General features: G+C 45.7%; 10 protein-coding genes. All 10 read right to left on the bottom strand.

Annotated features, from left to right (window positions below; genetic code table 11):
* Nucleotides 1–147 precede the first annotated feature (147 nt).
* Complete coding sequence (locus MHI37_RS11465) at nucleotides 148–1,506, bottom strand: aspartate aminotransferase family protein (protein WP_076339977.1); 1,359 nt, start codon at nucleotides 1,504–1,506, stop codon at nucleotides 148–150.
* Complete coding sequence (gene phnX / locus MHI37_RS11460; RefSeq protein WP_076339978.1) at nucleotides 1,487–2,308, bottom strand: phosphonoacetaldehyde hydrolase; 822 nt, start codon at nucleotides 2,306–2,308, stop codon at nucleotides 1,487–1,489. The genes MHI37_RS11465 and phnX overlap by 20 nt, the downstream gene beginning before the upstream one ends.
* The gene (gene phnW, locus MHI37_RS11455; protein WP_083676591.1) at nucleotides 2,298–3,407 is read right to left on the bottom strand and encodes a 2-aminoethylphosphonate--pyruvate transaminase; all 1,110 of its coding nucleotides are present in this window, start codon (nucleotides 3,405–3,407) and stop codon (nucleotides 2,298–2,300) included. The genes phnX and phnW overlap by 11 nt, the downstream gene beginning before the upstream one ends.
* Nucleotides 3,404–4,378, bottom strand: a complete 975-nt coding sequence (locus MHI37_RS11450; RefSeq protein ID WP_076339980.1) for a CehA/McbA family metallohydrolase — start codon at nucleotides 4,376–4,378, stop codon at nucleotides 3,404–3,406. The genes phnW and MHI37_RS11450 overlap by 4 nt, the downstream gene beginning before the upstream one ends.
* Complete coding sequence (locus MHI37_RS11445) at nucleotides 4,375–5,355, bottom strand: CehA/McbA family metallohydrolase (protein ID WP_076339981.1); 981 nt, start codon at nucleotides 5,353–5,355, stop codon at nucleotides 4,375–4,377. The genes MHI37_RS11450 and MHI37_RS11445 overlap by 4 nt, the downstream gene beginning before the upstream one ends.
* Before the next feature lie 374 nt (nucleotides 5,356–5,729).
* Nucleotides 5,730–6,515, bottom strand: coding sequence for a DeoR/GlpR family DNA-binding transcription regulator (locus MHI37_RS11440; protein ID WP_076339982.1), 786 nt, complete (start codon nucleotides 6,513–6,515; stop codon nucleotides 5,730–5,732).
* A 48-nt stretch (nucleotides 6,516–6,563) separates the two neighbouring features.
* Nucleotides 6,564–7,955, bottom strand: coding sequence for an MATE family efflux transporter (locus tag MHI37_RS11435; RefSeq protein ID WP_076339983.1), 1,392 nt, complete (start codon nucleotides 7,953–7,955; stop codon nucleotides 6,564–6,566).
* A 693-nt stretch (nucleotides 7,956–8,648) separates the two neighbouring features.
* On the bottom strand, nucleotides 8,649–15,206 hold the full coding sequence (locus MHI37_RS11430) for a DNRLRE domain-containing protein (protein WP_076339639.1): 6,558 nt from the start codon (nucleotides 15,204–15,206) through the stop codon (nucleotides 8,649–8,651).
* A gap of 41 nt (nucleotides 15,207–15,247) precedes the next feature.
* Nucleotides 15,248–16,099, bottom strand: a complete 852-nt coding sequence (locus MHI37_RS11425; RefSeq protein ID WP_076339640.1) for a protein phosphatase 2C domain-containing protein — start codon at nucleotides 16,097–16,099, stop codon at nucleotides 15,248–15,250.
* 8 nt (nucleotides 16,100–16,107) lie between these two features.
* Nucleotides 16,108–17,370, bottom strand: coding sequence for an extracellular solute-binding protein (locus tag MHI37_RS11420; RefSeq protein WP_076339641.1), 1,263 nt, complete (start codon nucleotides 17,368–17,370; stop codon nucleotides 16,108–16,110).
* Nucleotides 17,371–17,395: the final 25 nt, after the last annotated feature.

Raw genomic sequence — 17,395 nt, 5'->3', positions numbered from 1 at the left:
TAGTAAACCCTCCTCGTTTTCCAGTTCTCACTGGCTTAACTAAACTATAAAGGAGAATTGTAAAAACTGTGTCAATTACATATTAATAAATTGTTTTGTTATTTTTTTAATTGTAATGTTGTTGTTTTCATAATATTAAATCTGATTTCATTTTATAAATACTTGTTCAAGCGCTTGATCCAAAATGGCGATCGCTTCTTCCATCTGTTTCACGCTTGTAATTAGTGGCGGAACAAGCGTAATGACATTTCCGCTTGATACCTTAAAGCTAAGTCCTCGTGACAAGCATTCATAGAGTACTTTTTCAGCGCCTGCAACTTCCTTCTCCTTCGTCTCGCGATCTGATACGAGTTCGATTGCCGCCAGCATTCCTTTAACCCGAACATCGCCTATTACGGCATACTTCCTCTGCAGCTCCTGAAGATGAGCCATCAGCCATAGCTCCATATTTTGCGCATGCTCAAGCAGGTTTTCCTTTTCGATGTATTCAATGGTAGCCAGTGCAGCCGCACAGCCTACAGCGCTTTTCTCATGTGTATAATGCCCGAGGGAAATGTCTCCCGCAATATCTAGATGCTCTCTGGCTATAATACCTGCCATTGGGAAAATCCCGCCGCCTAATCCTTTGCCAATGACGACGATATCGGGAACAATATCATAATGCTCGTGAACGAACATTTTGCCCGTACGGCCGAGTGCTGTCGGTATTTCGTCCAGTATGAGCAGCACCCCATAATCATCGCAAATTTGACGAAGACGCTGCATATAGGCAACGCTCGGGATCTGTACATCCGTGCTGCGAATCGGCTCGAGAATGACTGCGCACACATCATCCTCCCTCTCCAGCATATAGCATAAATAGTCCAGATTTTTGGCGTTGGCAGCTTCTCCTTCGCCAAAGATCGAACGATAGTTGTTATAAGGCATCATATGCTCTGTTCCTGACATTAGCGGTCCAATCCCGCTTCTGAATACAGCTTCACCGCCAATTGATATCGCATCCAAGCTTGCGCCATGAAAGGAATCCCAAGTTGAAATTGTTTTGTGCTTGCCCGTTGCCCTGCGCGCAAGCTTTAGCGCTATTCCAATAGCAGTCGTGCCACCTGGCGCAAACAACACCTTGTTCAAATCTCCCGGTGCAAGCTCGATTAGCTTCTGCGCTAGCTTAATCGCAATCTGGCTCGTATAGCGACGCGGCAGAAACGGCAGCTGCTGCAGCTGATTAATAATGGCATTCATCACATATTCATTTTTGTGGCCTACCTGATGAACGCTGTTTCCATGGAAATCGATCACTCTGCGTCCATCCAGATCCTCAATATATATGCCCTCTGCACTTACGATCGCATTTAAGCATGGCGTAGACATCGACTGATGAAGAAAAAGCTTGCTGTCCTGTTCCAGTACAGCAAGCGTCTCTTCGCTTAGATACTCGTCTTGCCAAGCTTGACGAGCATCCGTTCCGTTTATATCTCCTTCTATTCGGCTATTGATGCGGATGTCCATAAGGCAGCTCCTTATTCATCAATCGTTCATTGATTTGCTCAATTACCGCAGGCAGCCCAGCCATATCTTCAATAACGGCATGCGCTCCTGCTTCCATATATCGCTTACTTACGTCAGCGATGATCTGGCGTTCTTCTTCAGGCGACAACTGCTGCACCTCTGCCTCCGTAAGACCAAGCATGGAGCTGCCTTTCACGATACCAATCGCCCATACTCCAGCACTATTCGCCTCTTGCATGTCAGAAATCGTATCTCCGACCTTAACCACTTGGGCATGATGGCGCAGGCCAAGCTGCTTCATATTCTCATAAATCATATAAGGATAAGGCCTGCCTTTGTCCATAACTAGATCAGGTGTTACCCAATGATCTGGTTCATATCCGTATTCCTTAGCTGCTTTCGCCACGATGGAAAGCATTGTGGTGGTATAGCCTGTAGTCGCTCCGATTTTTAGGCCTTGCTGTCTCAACAGCTCGATGGTCTCTAAAACATATGGATTGGGCTTGCCGAATTCCGAGAGAATAGCCATCAGCCTAGGCTCAAAACGCTCATGAAGCTCATCAATATCAGTCTCCGTATAGCTGCGGCCGAATTTCTTTTGAAAAGCAGCTTCTATTCTTGGCATTTGCAGCAGCGACTGAATATGGTCCCGCTTCAACTGACCCATAGGAGCTCGAACCTCTTCCATCGTTAATGGAATGCCTATTTCCTCAAAAATATGAATAAACACCTGCACCGGCGCAAAGCAGCCATAATCAACCGTAGTACCTGCCCAATCCAATATAACGCCTTCAATTCTCATCTTTACTCTCTCCCACAAAACGTAATATGTGCTCAATCAACCGTTCCATATCCTTTGCATGCACATCTCCCATATTCCCAATGCGAAACACATTCAAATCTGTTAATTTCCCAGGATAAATGACATAACCAGCCAACTTTAAATAGCTATAAAAGTGTTCAAACGTAAAAGGAATATGCGTTGGATACAAAAAGGTTGTAATAAGGGGAGACTGCAGCTCACTTTCCAAATAAGCCTTAAAGCCAGCTTGCGTCATCCCTTCCACGACGATTTGCTGGTTGATTCGATATCGTGCATGACGGGCTTCCACCCCACCCTCTTCTGCTAATTCCTTTAGTGCTTGCTTAAAAGCATGTACGACATGCGTTGGCGAAGTGAACCGCCATTTGCCGGAGTCCTTCTCCATCGTCTCCCACTGGTCATACAAATCCAGCGATAATGAGCGTGCTCTCCCTTTGCATTTCATGAGCTCATCCCTTTTGCAAAGAATAAAGCTGAAGCCTGGAACACCTTGGATGCATTTATTTGCACTGCTAATTATAAAGTCGATTTGCAGCTCCTCTACTGCGATCGGAATGCCACCAAAGCTGCTCATCGCATCGATGATTGCAATCCGATGATTTCGCTTAATGACATCCACAACCGCCTCAAGCGGATTCAGTATGCCTGTCGTCGTCTCACAATGGACCATCGCCACATGCGTAATGGATGTGTCCTCTATCAGCTTCCTCTCAACAGCTTGTGGATCTACAGGCAAATTAGCTGCAAATTCAAGGGATAAATGCGGGATACCGAGCACCTTTGCTATTTCCTCGATACGCTTCCCATAGGCGCCGTTTTGCAGAATGAGCAGCTTGCCCTCACTCGGAATGACAGATCCCAGCGTCGCTTCAACACCGAAGGTGCCGCTGCCCTGCATAAACACAGTCGTATAGTGCTCCTTAGATGTACAGCCAACCTCTAGCAGCTGCTGACGAATTTGCTCAACAATTGCTTTATATTCATGATCCCATGTACACCAATCTTTTTGCATCGCCTCTTTGACCGTTGCAGTTGTCGATAAGGGACCTGGCGTCAATAATAAATACGGATTGCTCATAGCTCCTCCGATGCTTGCATTTCGAATTTGGGGTAGATCGGATTGCTCCACGCTACTTTTCCTGATCCATCTATGCATTCCACTCGCACATATTGCTCATCATTTTGAATGAAATATTCAGCATCCGTGATGAGTTCACCCGTTGGGTCCATTTCTGCCAAGCCATTGTCTGGAAAGGTAATAAAGCGAATACTTTGCACAGGAGAGCATTTGACCTTAAGCCTGTCGTTTTCAATGCGAAGACCATAAATCATCGGACCATTGGAGCTGTAATACTGGCCTGCTTTCATAGCATCAATAATCGCCTGCTGCTCTAATCGCTCGCTCTCTACAGTAATCCAGCCGCCATAAAATTCGGACACTGCCATATCAGTAGGACCGCCGTGAGTATCGTCTGCCGCAATTGCATTTACTTGCTTGCCCCGCTTTAGGACATAGTCCCAGTAGGATACGCCGTAACCTACCGCCTCTTGAATTTCGGATTGGTGATTATAGATTTCGATCGCCGCATAGCCCTCAAGCTTTAGCAAATCTTCTTCTCGATTTTTAGACCATTCTGGATGATTCATAATGACGAGATTCCCTTTGCTTCTCATCTCATCAATCAACTGCTGGATCGTATCCAGGCTCACATAGTTAGGCTTCGCATGCTCCTCATCGTGTAGAAAGGGCTTCTCTGCCTGCAGCGACCGATCCAAAAGGCCATGCATATGGTATTGTTGGCCGGTTGTTTCACGTTCCATCTCGCAAGCCATTTCATAGCCGTCCAACATAATAAACTCTTCCGTGTCATACGCATCGCTTTGGAAATAGACTTCATGATCACTTAAGCACATAAAATCATAGCCCTTTGAGCGATAGGCTTCTATCATTTGCTCTACCGTATATTCGCCATCACTGCGAACGGAATGCGAATGAATATTACCTTTATACTTTTGACGCCCGGCATCTAAAATTATAGTATCTCTCATTGCTCATCCTCCTCTGCCAAATCTGCTACAAAGATCGGATTAGACCATGCTATTCTACCTTTCTCATCCACGCACTCCACCCGAATATAATTCATGCCTTTCTGGATTACCATGCTTCCTGAGGTCAGTAGCTCCCCCTTTTCCCGTTCTACGTGGAACGGTCCACGCAGCGGAAATGCTTTAAACATGATGTATTGGCAGGGTGAGCACTCGACATGAACAAAGCCATCCACTACACGGAAATCAAAAATTTCAGGTCCAGAGCTGGAATAAAATTGTCCATTCTTTAGTGCAGAAATAATGCCTTGCTGCGAAAGCTCCTCCGCTTCGACAGAAACCCAGCCTCCCCCATACTCGGAAATTTTGCAGTTTGGATCATGGTCGTGCGAATCATCAGCAGCAATACCATACACACGCTTCCCATTCTGCAGCGCATGATCCCAGTAAGCCGCTCCATAAGAAGAACTCGTCGTCCATTCCGTTGCGTGATTATAAATTTCAATCGCAAAAAAACCATCATACTGAACCATGTCCTCAAAGCGTGTCAAATGCCATTCGGGGTGATTGAATATCACGAGATTTCCATGCGCCTTCATTTCATCAATCAGCTTCTGCGGAGATTGTTGTCCCTCCCAAGGAATCGGAACCTCGAATGTTTGCAAATGATCGAATCTTTCTTTCTCCGACTTGATCGTTGGATCGTCCAGCACGCCAAAGTGGTAGCCTGGATCTTCATCCGGCACTAGATTCAAGCCGCCTCTCTCCATGCCCGGCAGTACAGTGAATGATTCCGTGTCAAATGCAGCGGTACGAGCGAATACATCATGATCCGTGATGCTGATGAAATCGTAGCCCTTAGCCTTGAACGCAGAAACAACATCCGCTGCCTCTTGTGATCCATCCGACCAAGTCGTATGCAAATGCAAATTTCCTTTGTACTTCCGTTTGCTTCTGTCCAAATACACTTTGTCTTTCATCGTCATCACTCCTATTTTTAGTCATCTGTTTCAATGAAGATGTGCTGAAGGATATAAAAACGACCACAAACAACATTTTGTTTTCTACTGCTTTTACTTTTATTTATGTTGTTTTCATTATTCTACTGCGAAAAAACGACCATTACAATGCGATTCGAAAGATTTAACATAGCGATTACAATCTTTACACAACAACAAACAACATAGAAAAAAAGCCAGCAGAGAAGTTTAGCTTCTCTACTGGCTTTTTCAAAATATAGGAAAGGTTATCATTTGGCCATACGATCTCTATATTTCTCAAGAATGAAACGCGCAGCGCCGCGAAAGGACGGCGACAGACGTTTCACCTTGCCTGATTCAAACATTATGCTTAACTATTCTGTTGGCATCATCCATCTCGTATTCGACTCTTCCAGCTGAGTTTTCCAGGCAGCCGGAGGCTCTAATTCCGAAATAACGATATCGATATTTTGAAAGTCACATATTTTCACCATAGACCGCTTGTTCCATTTCGATGAATCCGCCAAAATAATAGAGGTTTCCGACTGCTGAATCCATTTGCGGGTAAGCGACGCCTTCTCATAATCATAGCTCGTGAATCCATGCTCAATCGATAAGGCGTCAACGGTTACAAATGCTTTATTCACAAAAATATCCGACATATTCGCTTCCGCAATCGCTCCTGTTACACGAAGATGCTTCACATTCACTTCACCGCCAAGCATAATCATTCGACCATCGAATTGCTCTCGTTTCTTGAGCTCAATCAAAGCCATTAATGCGGAGATCGAGCTCGTCAAAACGGTAACCTGCTGTTTCTGAGAGAGAAACGGGATAATTTGAAGCGGTGTTGTACCTTCATCTATAAAAATCACGTCATAATCTTCGATTAGCGTAAAAGCAAGATACCCAATTTTCTCCTTCGCCTCTTGATTAACACAGGCTCTTTCAAACAATGTGGGCTCTACCTCAACCTTCAGCTTGATTGCGCCGCCATACACTTTCTTAAGCTTATTTTCCTTCTCTAGATCATCCAAATCTCTACGAATCGTCTCGGTTGTAACCTCGAACATACGCGCCAGGTCGCTCGCAATAACCTTCCCATGCTCGTTCAGCAAGTTCATAATATTCAGCTTTCTTTCTTCGCCCGCGAGTGACATCGCAAACCCTCCTATTGTTCATCGCTACTATTCTCAAGCACCCAGAAACTATAAAGATGCAGCCGTTGATGGCGAGTCAGCCATATTCCCAACCAAATTCCGCATCCATTTCTGAGAGCGATAACGTTTATACCCGATCAAAGCCTTGCTAATCTCTTCACATAAAAATATGGCGTAAACCCATTCCAGCGGCAGATGAAGCACGTATGCGCCAATAAATACCGCCGGCAATGTAATCGCCCATGTTGTAATTAAAATCATGTTCATCGTAAACAAATTATCTCCGCCTGCTCTAAACATACCGACAATCCACACATTATTCAAGAAAAATGCGGTCATCGCCAAAGCCTGCAGCAGCAAGACATTTCCTAAAGAAGCGTGCACCTCACCACTTAATTGAGGAAAAACAAAGGACATAAACGGAGAAATCATAATTATGACAATACTAATGATTATACCAGCAATAACCGAAATGCGAGTAAATCTCTGAGAATAATCCAGCGCCTGCTCATGCTTGTCCTGTCCCAGCTTTTGACCGATCATTACCTTAGCAGCATAAGCAAATCCGTGAATTCCCATCATAAAATATCCCTGCAGCGTATTTGCAAGCTGGAATGTAGTCAATGCCGCGATACCTAATGATCCGAAAGCTACGGCATACAGCATATTGCCAATCGCCCACATGCCTTCGTGGAATACGAGCGGCGTTATCGTTCTCACCACCTGCTTGCGCAGCTTCAGCGGGAAACTGAAAAGCTCTCGAAATCCAATATTTAAATAATACGATTTACTATAAATGAAAACAAACAAAAACAACAAACTTATACCCGAAGCGATTAATGTTCCCCACGCGGCTCCTGCAACACCAAGCTTAGGCAAGCCCAGCCTTCCATATATCAGGCCATAGTCCAATATAATATTGACTGCCATTGCACATAGGCCGACATACAACGTGATCTTAACCTTCCCTATAGATCCAAGCGCCTGCGCATAAGCATCTCTAATCGCACTAATTAGAAAAACAAAAGCCATAATCGCAACGTACTGCACACCAAGCGGCAGTAATTCAGCATCCTTAATAAATAGATAGAGAATCGGCTCCTTCCAAGACCACACAGCAACAAACGCTAGAAGACTTGTACCGATTCCCGCCAGCAGCATAAAGCCGAATGTTGCCCGCATAAGCGAATACTGTTGTTTGCCATAGTATTGGGTCATATAAGTGGTCATCCCATAGATTGCGGTAAGGATCATTGATAGAATGAAGCTGATTCTACCCGCTGCGGCAGTTACAGCGACTGCCCCATCTCCCAAGCTGGTCACCATAAGCATATTAACTAACGAGAACGAATTGCCAACAAGCATTTGCAGCACGGATGGAACGACTAATCCTTTCATCTCGCGAGTGAAATCAGACTTTACGAGCGTACTATTCCCCAAACATATCCCTCATTCACATTCAAATTGTACCACACCTCACATGTTTTTCACTTAGTTTCAACTGTTTTACGTAGCTTTCATGTTGTTTATATTGCTTTTATGTTGTCTCACATATCATACAAACTGCTTGCCAATTAATCAATGCATAATTGGGCCAAATAAGAAGCTTTACAAACACTTTAATTTTATTGAGAAAATACTGATTAACAAATTTTAACCAGCCCCCTACGGGTGATTGGAAATCGCAAACGCGTCAGCTCAGACTTCTAACGGAAACCCAGGCCTCTATTCCTATACAAGAACAAAATCACCCTTACAGGTGATTGCACATCGCTGATGCGTCAGCTCAGACTTCTAACGGAAACCACAGACGCTAAATCGCCTTTATATGTCGTTTCAAGATTGTAACGGAAATACGCGCCTCTATTTGTACCAAATATACACGATATCGCTTCATTTCTGCGTAATAGCGTCTCCCACTTCCGTTAAAATGTGACGCTAACCAAAAATGGCACTTTAGCGTCTCTGGTTTCCGTTAGCTTTCGTTTTCCGTTCTCCGGCTACCGGCGCAGCATCCTTATCAACAGATTCGGAGAATCCTTAGTTCCCTATACAAAAATAAAAGCACCTCTCTGCGGAGGTGCTTTCAATGTATTTTTCTAATATTCCAAAATGAAAAGTTAATTTAACCTCTTAAGCTTCCAGCATACGAATGATGACTGTGACTGCTTCAGCCCTTGTTGCTGTGTCAGCAGGCTTGAAGCTGCCCTGATTCCCTACAATGATATTTAACTGCTCTGCTTTGAATACTGCAGCTTTCGACCATTCAGGGATCGCAGTTACATCTTTGAAACCGGATTGTCCATTAAGATCCCCGGAAATATCGTAAGCTCTCATTAACATGGTAATCATCTCAGCCCGATTAATGAGCTGATTAGGACGGAGTGTCCCATCTGAATAACCGGAAATAATGCCATTAGCAACCGCTGCACCGACAATTCCCTCCGCCCATGTCGGAATATCCGAATGATCCTTGTAATCACCAGCATTCAACGTCTCATTTAGTCCGCGTGCACGAACTAACATCGCAGCGAATTGAACGCGCGTGATCTGACCATTTGGTTGCATAGTACCATCTGGATAACCAGTCAAAATGCCCATCTCAACCGCTTTGGCGATTGTGCTCGCTGCCCAGTGATTGCGTACATCCGGCCAAGTTGCAGCAGGGTGTTCACGGTCCACTAGATACACAGCAAATTTGCCTATTGTATTGGTGGCTACAGTGATGATCCCATCTTGTACATAGCCGCCCAATTCAACCCACTGATTAACCGATTCATCAAACCGGAACACAGAAGCTCGGCCTTCTTTCACTTTCGAATAATCGAAGGACAAAGAAATCGTCAAAGGCTTGCTGCTTTTCTTAGCATTCTCTGCCTCAATCGAATATACTGCACTCAATAAATCATAAGGCGCAGTATTTGTTTCTTGAGGCCATTTCTTAAGTGTCCATTGATTACCTGCATCTTCGAGCGGAATATTTACGACAAGTTCATCACCCAGCTTAATCGTTTCTCCAGCTGCATCTGTCGGCGTTGATCCTGGGCTTGAAGGACCTGGGCCAGGATTAACGACAATCTGCCGATTAATAACGATGGTGTAAGTGCGGCTGTCTGCCTTATTGGATGAATTTGTTTCCAGCCATAAAATATTCGCGCCCGATATCAGCTCAATCGGAGTGCTGCTATTTCCGCTTGAGATCGTCTGATCTTGACCATCTGGGGAGCTGATCCGAATCGTCTCTGCTGTATTGATGGCATAAGGCTTCAATCGGATATCATTTGTTGTGCTTGGCACGTTAACGGTATACTGCAGCTGATCTGTAGAAAATGCAGTCGATAAGCTGCCAATTGACAGCTGAATATCACTTAGACCCGATTTCTTGATCATTGCAATGGTATAAGTCCGCTCCGTTTGCCCGTCCTCAGATGTAATGACAATGGTAATATCCATCCCATTTTGAATAGCAATCGGAAGACTGCGTGTTCCGCTCTCTACCTGCTGCTGAGCGCCACTTCCCGAACGTACGATAATCTTAGTACCCTGTTCAACTGTAGGCGTCAAGCTTATTTCATCAATACTAGTCGGTATAATGGCATCATACTCGTATTGACCGGCTGCAAGTGCTGATGACAGCTGTCCACTCGACAACTCCAGCCCCGTCAGTTCTGCTTCGTTACCCAGCTTCCGAACAGTAATCACCGCATAAGCTGTTTGGCCATTTACATTCGTTGCTGTAATTGTTGCTGTCCCCTCAGCGATTGAAGTTACAAATCCACTCTGATCGACTATAGCTACTCCCTCGTTATCGGAAGACCATGTTACCGACTTGTCGACAGCATTTAACGGCTTAATAATTGCTGTAAGCTTGCCGCCGCTGCCGCCCAATTTAAGATTCATTTCAGATTGATCCAGCGCGATGCCTGTAACCTGCATCTGGTAAACGACACGCAAGTAAGGTCGCAGCTGTGAATCTGTATAATCCTTTGTATAAAATCGTTTCGTACCCGTCATAGTTGGATCGTCTGAATTCGGGTAGGACTGCGGCTTAAGCACGACGCCATAATTAGTTTCTGGAGCATTTGTCCAGTTCTGTACCATATCTGTAATCTCGAATGCATACCATTGAGGTACTCCTGAAATGTTAGCTTGTCCGCTTACAACCGGATTAAAAGGATTTGTACCGTTTGTGATATAGTTCTCCCATGTAGCCTCACCCGGCTCTGCCACTGAACCATCATTGGAATCGCCGCTTCCGCCTCGACCTTCTATCCATGGTGCAGTAGCCTGATGCGCGAACACATCCCTTGCTCTAGCCGTGCTGCGCTGGTTGTAATGATATAGATTTAGGCTCGCTTCGCTGATGATCGCTCCTTCAGGAATTGGCAGGTTATCGAAACGTACCAAACCATATTTCTCATCGTCAATCGTTTGGTTATAATAGCCAACCTCGAAGCCGTATTGACTGCCCAGATTATACTGATAGTATTTAGTGCCTGATCCGCCAGTACCTTTGGACAGCTGAGTATCTTCCGTTCCCGTATAACCGTCAATTCCTTCTTGGAAGGCGAATGCAGCTTTCGGAACAATCATTTTGTACGATTTGACATTTGATCCATCATTGGTGGATACGTTAACGATTATGACATTATCTCCGATTTCAAGCGGGAAAGAACCACTTTGCTGTCCGCTAACCGCCAGCACGGGCTGTCCACCGTTAACTGATATCGTCACAACCGCTTCTTCTTCCTCGGCGAACGGTGTTATCGCGAGATGATTATATACCTCTGGCACATCTGCAATGTAATCTGTTTTTTCCGGATGGAAGCTCTCGATCAGACCACCCGCATTGAGCTTCAGATCGGTCAGATTATTGCTCACTCCAGATCGGGTTACCGTTACTGGAACGGATGCGGTATATGCGCCTTCGGCTGTTGTAGCGACGATAGTAGCCGCTCCTTTGCTGATCGCTGTTACTACGCCTGTGTGGTCTACTCGCGCCACCGCTTCATTGTCTGATTTCCAGAACACCTCGCGATTCAAACCATTGTCAGGCATCACTGCTGCATTAAGTTTGGAACTTTCTCCTACTTCAAGTGAAAGCATAGACGGCGATACCGAAATTCCAGCGACCGGAATCGAATACGTCACCTCTAACTTGGGACGCCAGCCCTTTACGCTATGCTCCGATGAAACAAATGAAATCGTTCGATCTTCATTATTTAGCAGTAGTCCGTAGTTGGATGAACGGTCCTCCTGCCAGCCCTTCACTAAATTGCCTATCTCTAGCTGTTTCCAGCTAAATAATTCCATTCCAATCGCAGCTTTTGCAATCGGAGCGGCATCAAAGGCTGGTTTCGTTAGCCAATTCACCCAATTCTGTCCGCTAGGGATCGCACTCCCGTTTTCGCCAATTCCATTGCCCTCAATCCAAGGCGCAGTCAACTTATGCACAGCAATTTCACTTGAGAGAGAGCCATTGGCAGTACCTGCCTCAACCAAGTATAACCCCAGCTTAGCAGAAATCACCTTTGCAGCCGATGGTATGGATGAGAGATCGAATTTCAACAGACCGTAACGATGATCCTTAATTTCAGACTTTTCCGGAACATTTAGACTTCCATCGGATAACTGAATTTCAGCGATTTGCAAATACGAATCGCCACTATTTGCGGTGATATTAATCCGATATTGTGAATATGCTGTTGCATTCGCAAAACCTTGATACGTTTTCGTGAAAAATCGTTCTGCGAAGGACTGATTAGATCTTGTGTCCAAGATAACCCAATCGCTGCCGTTATTAGAGCCTTCAAATGTCCAGTTTTTAGGATCTCTGCCGGGAGAGTCATTAGCGGATGATATCGCATAACCACGTACGACAGCAGGTTCCTTCATTACAAAAGTGATCATAGATGTAGTTTGCTGTGTAAGCCACTTGCTCTTCAGGGATGAATCAATAAGATTATCCTTGCCTTCACTCGCTGGGCTTGCACCTGTTGTAGTAAGAGAAGCTATCTTTCCTGCTATGTTTCCTTCCATTACAGGCAAAACAGCCTGCTGCGGACCAATCTTAATCTGGGTATTGCCGCCGAAATTGTTAATATTATCGTTATTTACAGGCAGCTCCACAACTTGCGTATCTGTTGTGCCCTCGTATCCGTCTAATCCTTGCTGCAGAACAACGGTCTGTGTCACGCCAGAAGAATTATCATTTCCTCTTTCCTTCAAATACTTAATGAGGAGAGCAGTCGTATCCGTCTGGAGCATATCCACACCTCGGTCCAACAACCATGGGAAGCCGGCCGTCGGGTCTGTCAGGAAAGCATAATCCCCATGCCGGCCCACCAATCCAGGTACAGAGAAGATGGTATTTACCCATATTCTAGCCCCTTGTTTGTGCATGTCAGCAATAAAAGCAGGGTCCATGACCGGAGAGTCATCGTTCCCGAAGCTCACCTCGAAAGCATTCACTGTAAAAGGAGTCGTATTCGGGTTCATAAAGTCATACGCTGTTGCTGGATCTGATGTCAGCTGCATGAAGAGAGGCTGCACAGCAGAATCCTTGAATTTAGCCATCCAGCTAGCCGTTGAAGCTTTAGCGGCGCTGGTTTTGTATAAGGCATGATCCGAAGTATCCGTCCTCACCAGAATGTCCCACATGGTATCCCAATCCGCATTCTTAATGTCCAAATTCACCATAATATTGCCTCTAGCTAATTTCATGGCTTCTTCAAGCGTTGGAATCTCTTCGCAAGGATTACTGATGGAGCCATCGCTATTCTTGAGGCATAATTGCTTAAGCTGAGCCAGTGTAAGGCTATTCACTTCTCCGCTTCCATTCGTTGTTCGGTTAACGTTGCTGTCATGCATAAGAATTGGAACGCCATCGCTTGTGGTGCGGATATCCAGCTCGACCATATCCACTCCTTCTTCAATCGATTCACGAATCGAATCCAGTCCATTCTCAGGCAATCCATTAAGCCAATTGCCTCGGTGGGCAACAATTAAAGCGCGCCCGTTCGGGTTAAGAAATTCACGGATAATGTCGTCACCCTTGCCGCCAGTATCTCTGTGCTTCACTGTAATCGAATATACCTTAGCAGGATCATCAGTTTTCTCAGCATCTGACGCTTCCGCCGACTCTACCTTTATCTGTATGAGCGTGCGATCTCCCTGCAATTCAATCGGCAAGCTGGATTCTACGCTTGGGACAGTATGGGTTTCTCCCCCTCCAACCGTAATCGAAATCGTAGCATTCGCTTCAATTGCTGTTGGCGTAACGGTTATTTTCTTCGTGTTAATCGGTACCTGAACCTCATAGTCAAGCACTTCTGATGCAAATCCGGGCTCCAGCGTTGCTCCCTTTATGCTTAGTCCCGATAATCCGCCGCCCACTTCAAGCGGTGCTACGATAACTTGTACTTTATCCGTATAGCTGCCGTCATTACCTGTAGCTTTAACTGTAATCTCAGTTGTCCCTTCTCCTACAGGTGAAACCAGGCCATTGGCATCTACTGTCGCTACCTCAGTATTGGCAGATGACCATTCCAGCGCTCCAGTCAATGCCGCATTGAGCGGTCTAACGAAGGTTGCGGTCGACAAGGATACTGGCGCCTGACCTATACCGAGCGCAAGCGACTCGCTGTCGAGATTAATCCCGGTCAGCGGTTGTGTGTACTGAAGAATCAGCTTAGGTCTTTGAGCCCATGTTTCGAACTGGGCGGAGGCGAAATCTTTCGTCGATTTAATCGTTGTCTCATCGCTAAGACTGTCCTCCTCCTTCAGAATGACTCCGAAATTACTTGCGCTTCCGTTCACCCAGCTTTGTGCTAAGTCCGTCAATTCCCATGAATACCATTCATTGAGGGCAGTTCCAACCAGCTTGGAATCAAGCGCATCCGCATTGAAACTAGGCTGTGTATCCCAAATTACGCCAGGGGCGCCGACAGTTCCATCGAACCCAATCCCCGTCCCCTCTTCCCAATCACTTGTAATTTCATGAATGAATAACGACTTGTCCAGCTTATCGCCACTACGGACACGCGTACCCACTAGATACAAATCCAGTGTCGCCTTCGTCAAAGCTGCATCATCAGGAAGCAATGATACATCAAATTGGAACAAACCGAACTTTCGGTCTGTCATTGACGGATCGAAGTACCCTACTTCAACAGCATTATGGGCTCCCGTATTTTTCGCCTTATGAGACCCCTCACTAACATGAGCATCCTTCTGACCGATATAGTTGAAGCCTTGCTGCAGGACAACAGCCAACTTCGTAATCTTTATGGAGTAATTACGTATCGCCATGCCATCGCTTGAAGTTACCTTGATAGCAATAACATTGCTGCCGATTTCCAGATTCAAGCCTAGGCTCGCTGCTCCACTCACCACATTAACAGCTGGATCACCATTCAATGAAACAGCGATTATCGCCCCAGACTCCTCAGCAACAGGAGTAATCGTAACTGTATTATTTTGCTCACTAATTTGGGCTGTGTACACGGTTTGCTCTGGATTGAAGACCGGTGACAAAGTCCCCGTACTCAAGGAAAGTCCAGTCAGCCTCGCGCTTGCGTTCGTGGCAGCTGAGATTGATTGTGGGAAAGCAGCAGTAAGTAGCGACCAAAAGATTAAAAATGACATCGTACAAGCAAATAACTGTTTTTGAGAAAACCTTGTGGATTTCATTTTTCTTCATGCCTCCATTTTGGAATACCAATTTATAACTGTTAGAACTTGATCCAAATCGCCGTTTTATCATCAGAAGTTTTTATACGCGGGTAAAGCATACAATCCGCATCCGATTTCTCCAATGTCAGAAGCTCTTTCGAATAACGCTCCAGTCCCTTTGTCTGTATCTCCCTAGCCAGCGCAGTGTAATCCACATGACTATCGTACTTTTCTGATAAGGGGAACATACCGTCTGTCAAAAGAATCAATCCAGTTAACCGGTTCCGGCTAATCGATCCATATTCGAGAAAATGAACCAGCTCCGGTTGACCGTTCAGAATACCGTAACCTCCCGTAGTATTCATTAACGCTTTGTTTCCCAAAATATATGGAGCTTCCTTACTCATTCTTTGCTCTTTAGTGGTACTTCCTTCCGAGACAGCCTCCTGCCAGCGCCTTCTCGTCTGCTGATCCAAATGATCTACCTGATCCCTCGTCAGAACCCTTACCTCATCCGATTCATACACTCCCAATATCATGCAGTCACCCGCTTGCGCATAATCAATTCTCTGCTCATTGATCCGAATCACGGCAATGCCGGTTGACCATATCTGTTCAGGAATTGTGCAATCTACTTGGTGATGAACCATCGCTTGCCGCAATGTTGTATTTGCCAGAAGTACCGCAGCCTTCAGTGATAGCTGTTCCCATTCCCAGCCTTCAACTCTCTCTAACTGCTCCTGCACATGCCGTGAGGCCATGAATCCTCCTGTCTCTCCATTTGGTCCGCGGAAGGGTACAAACGAAGTCGCTCCATCCAACACGCCGAACAGGCCTCTTTCTTCTTGGATGATAAGAGCATCCTCATTCCAAACTCCATCTCCTTTGATCGTAAGCTTCTCAATAATCATTCCAGCCCTCACCTCATTCCCCTCATGAAAGATTCCTCATAAGTCTGCATCATACAAGGAATACATGCTTCTATAGAACCCTCCAATTGCAATTGGATGTTATGAATCACTTCGCGCCCTGCCTTACTCGTCATTCCTGCTCTCTCAAGCTGCAGCTTTCCAGCTGCTATCCGGAGCAGTTCATAATCTCGCTCCGTTAAATCATCGCCTTGCCTGATCATTTGTTCAACGCTCTCCTTTAAGATGGGCAGCTTGGACGTTTCCTTGAACAGACGCTGCTGTATTGCTGGCTGGAGTAAGTATGAAATGAGATGACGGACATTCTGCTCCGTCTCTGAACCAGACTTCAGCATCACAAAACCGCTCACCCGAGCGGAAGTTGCATCATTATGCGCAATATGAGGAACAGGGAGCACACCAAATTCGAACGTGCCGCCAATATATTCTTCTAGCCTCTTCGAAATATCCGATGGCGCCAGCAGCATGCCTGCCTTTCCATCGATAAAGCTGCTTAAAGCCAGATGATGCTCAAGTGCAGGCATGATCTTGTAGCGATGAACCAGATCATGCCACATACTGAACAAATATTCGGCATCCGCTGCTGAATCAGCCCCATTCATGCCGATTGAGCGAATCTGATTCCATAGCGCATTGTTATCTGCTACTAAGCCCCATATATCTGTACTCCCATCGCCGTTAATATCTTGTGTCATCTTCACTCCATACGAAGTCAACTGTTCCCAGCTCAGCGATGTCGCCTCAGAAGGTGCATCACTGAGACGCATTAGATTCTCGTTATAGTAAAGAACGGGTACAACCACTCCATAAGGCATAGCCCATAACCGTCCGTCATACTTGAACGTTTCCAAGTAATTGGAATCAATCGCAAGCATGGCCTCACTTGATAATTGATCGTCAAATGGGGCCAGCCCTCCTGTTTCAGCTAACCCAATTATTCCAAATTCACCGCCGATCTCTGCCATATGCGGGGGCATCTGCGTCGATATAGCTGCCGTAAGCTCCTCGTAGAGCAGTTGTTCTGAACGAAAGGAACGTATTTCAATATTCACTTCAGGATGCTTGGATTGATACTCTGCTAACAGCTCACCAACCGGCTTGCTATAAATCCAAGCCGTCAGAGAAACCTCTGTCTGTACCATATACTGGAGGGATCTGCTAGAGCTGATTGGCTGCAGCCATATTAGAATGAGCAAGCTTGCCAAAGCCCCCATGCCCACAACCGACCACCCTGCTATATTTTTCCAGACCATGGTTCTCCTCCACTCATCCTGTTAT

Source organism: Paenibacillus sp. FSL H8-0548, from assembly GCF_038630985.1.
In the GTDB taxonomy this organism is placed as follows: Bacteria; Bacillota; Bacilli; order Paenibacillales; family Paenibacillaceae; genus Pristimantibacillus.
This window is presented reverse-complemented; position numbering and strand designations above follow the sequence as displayed.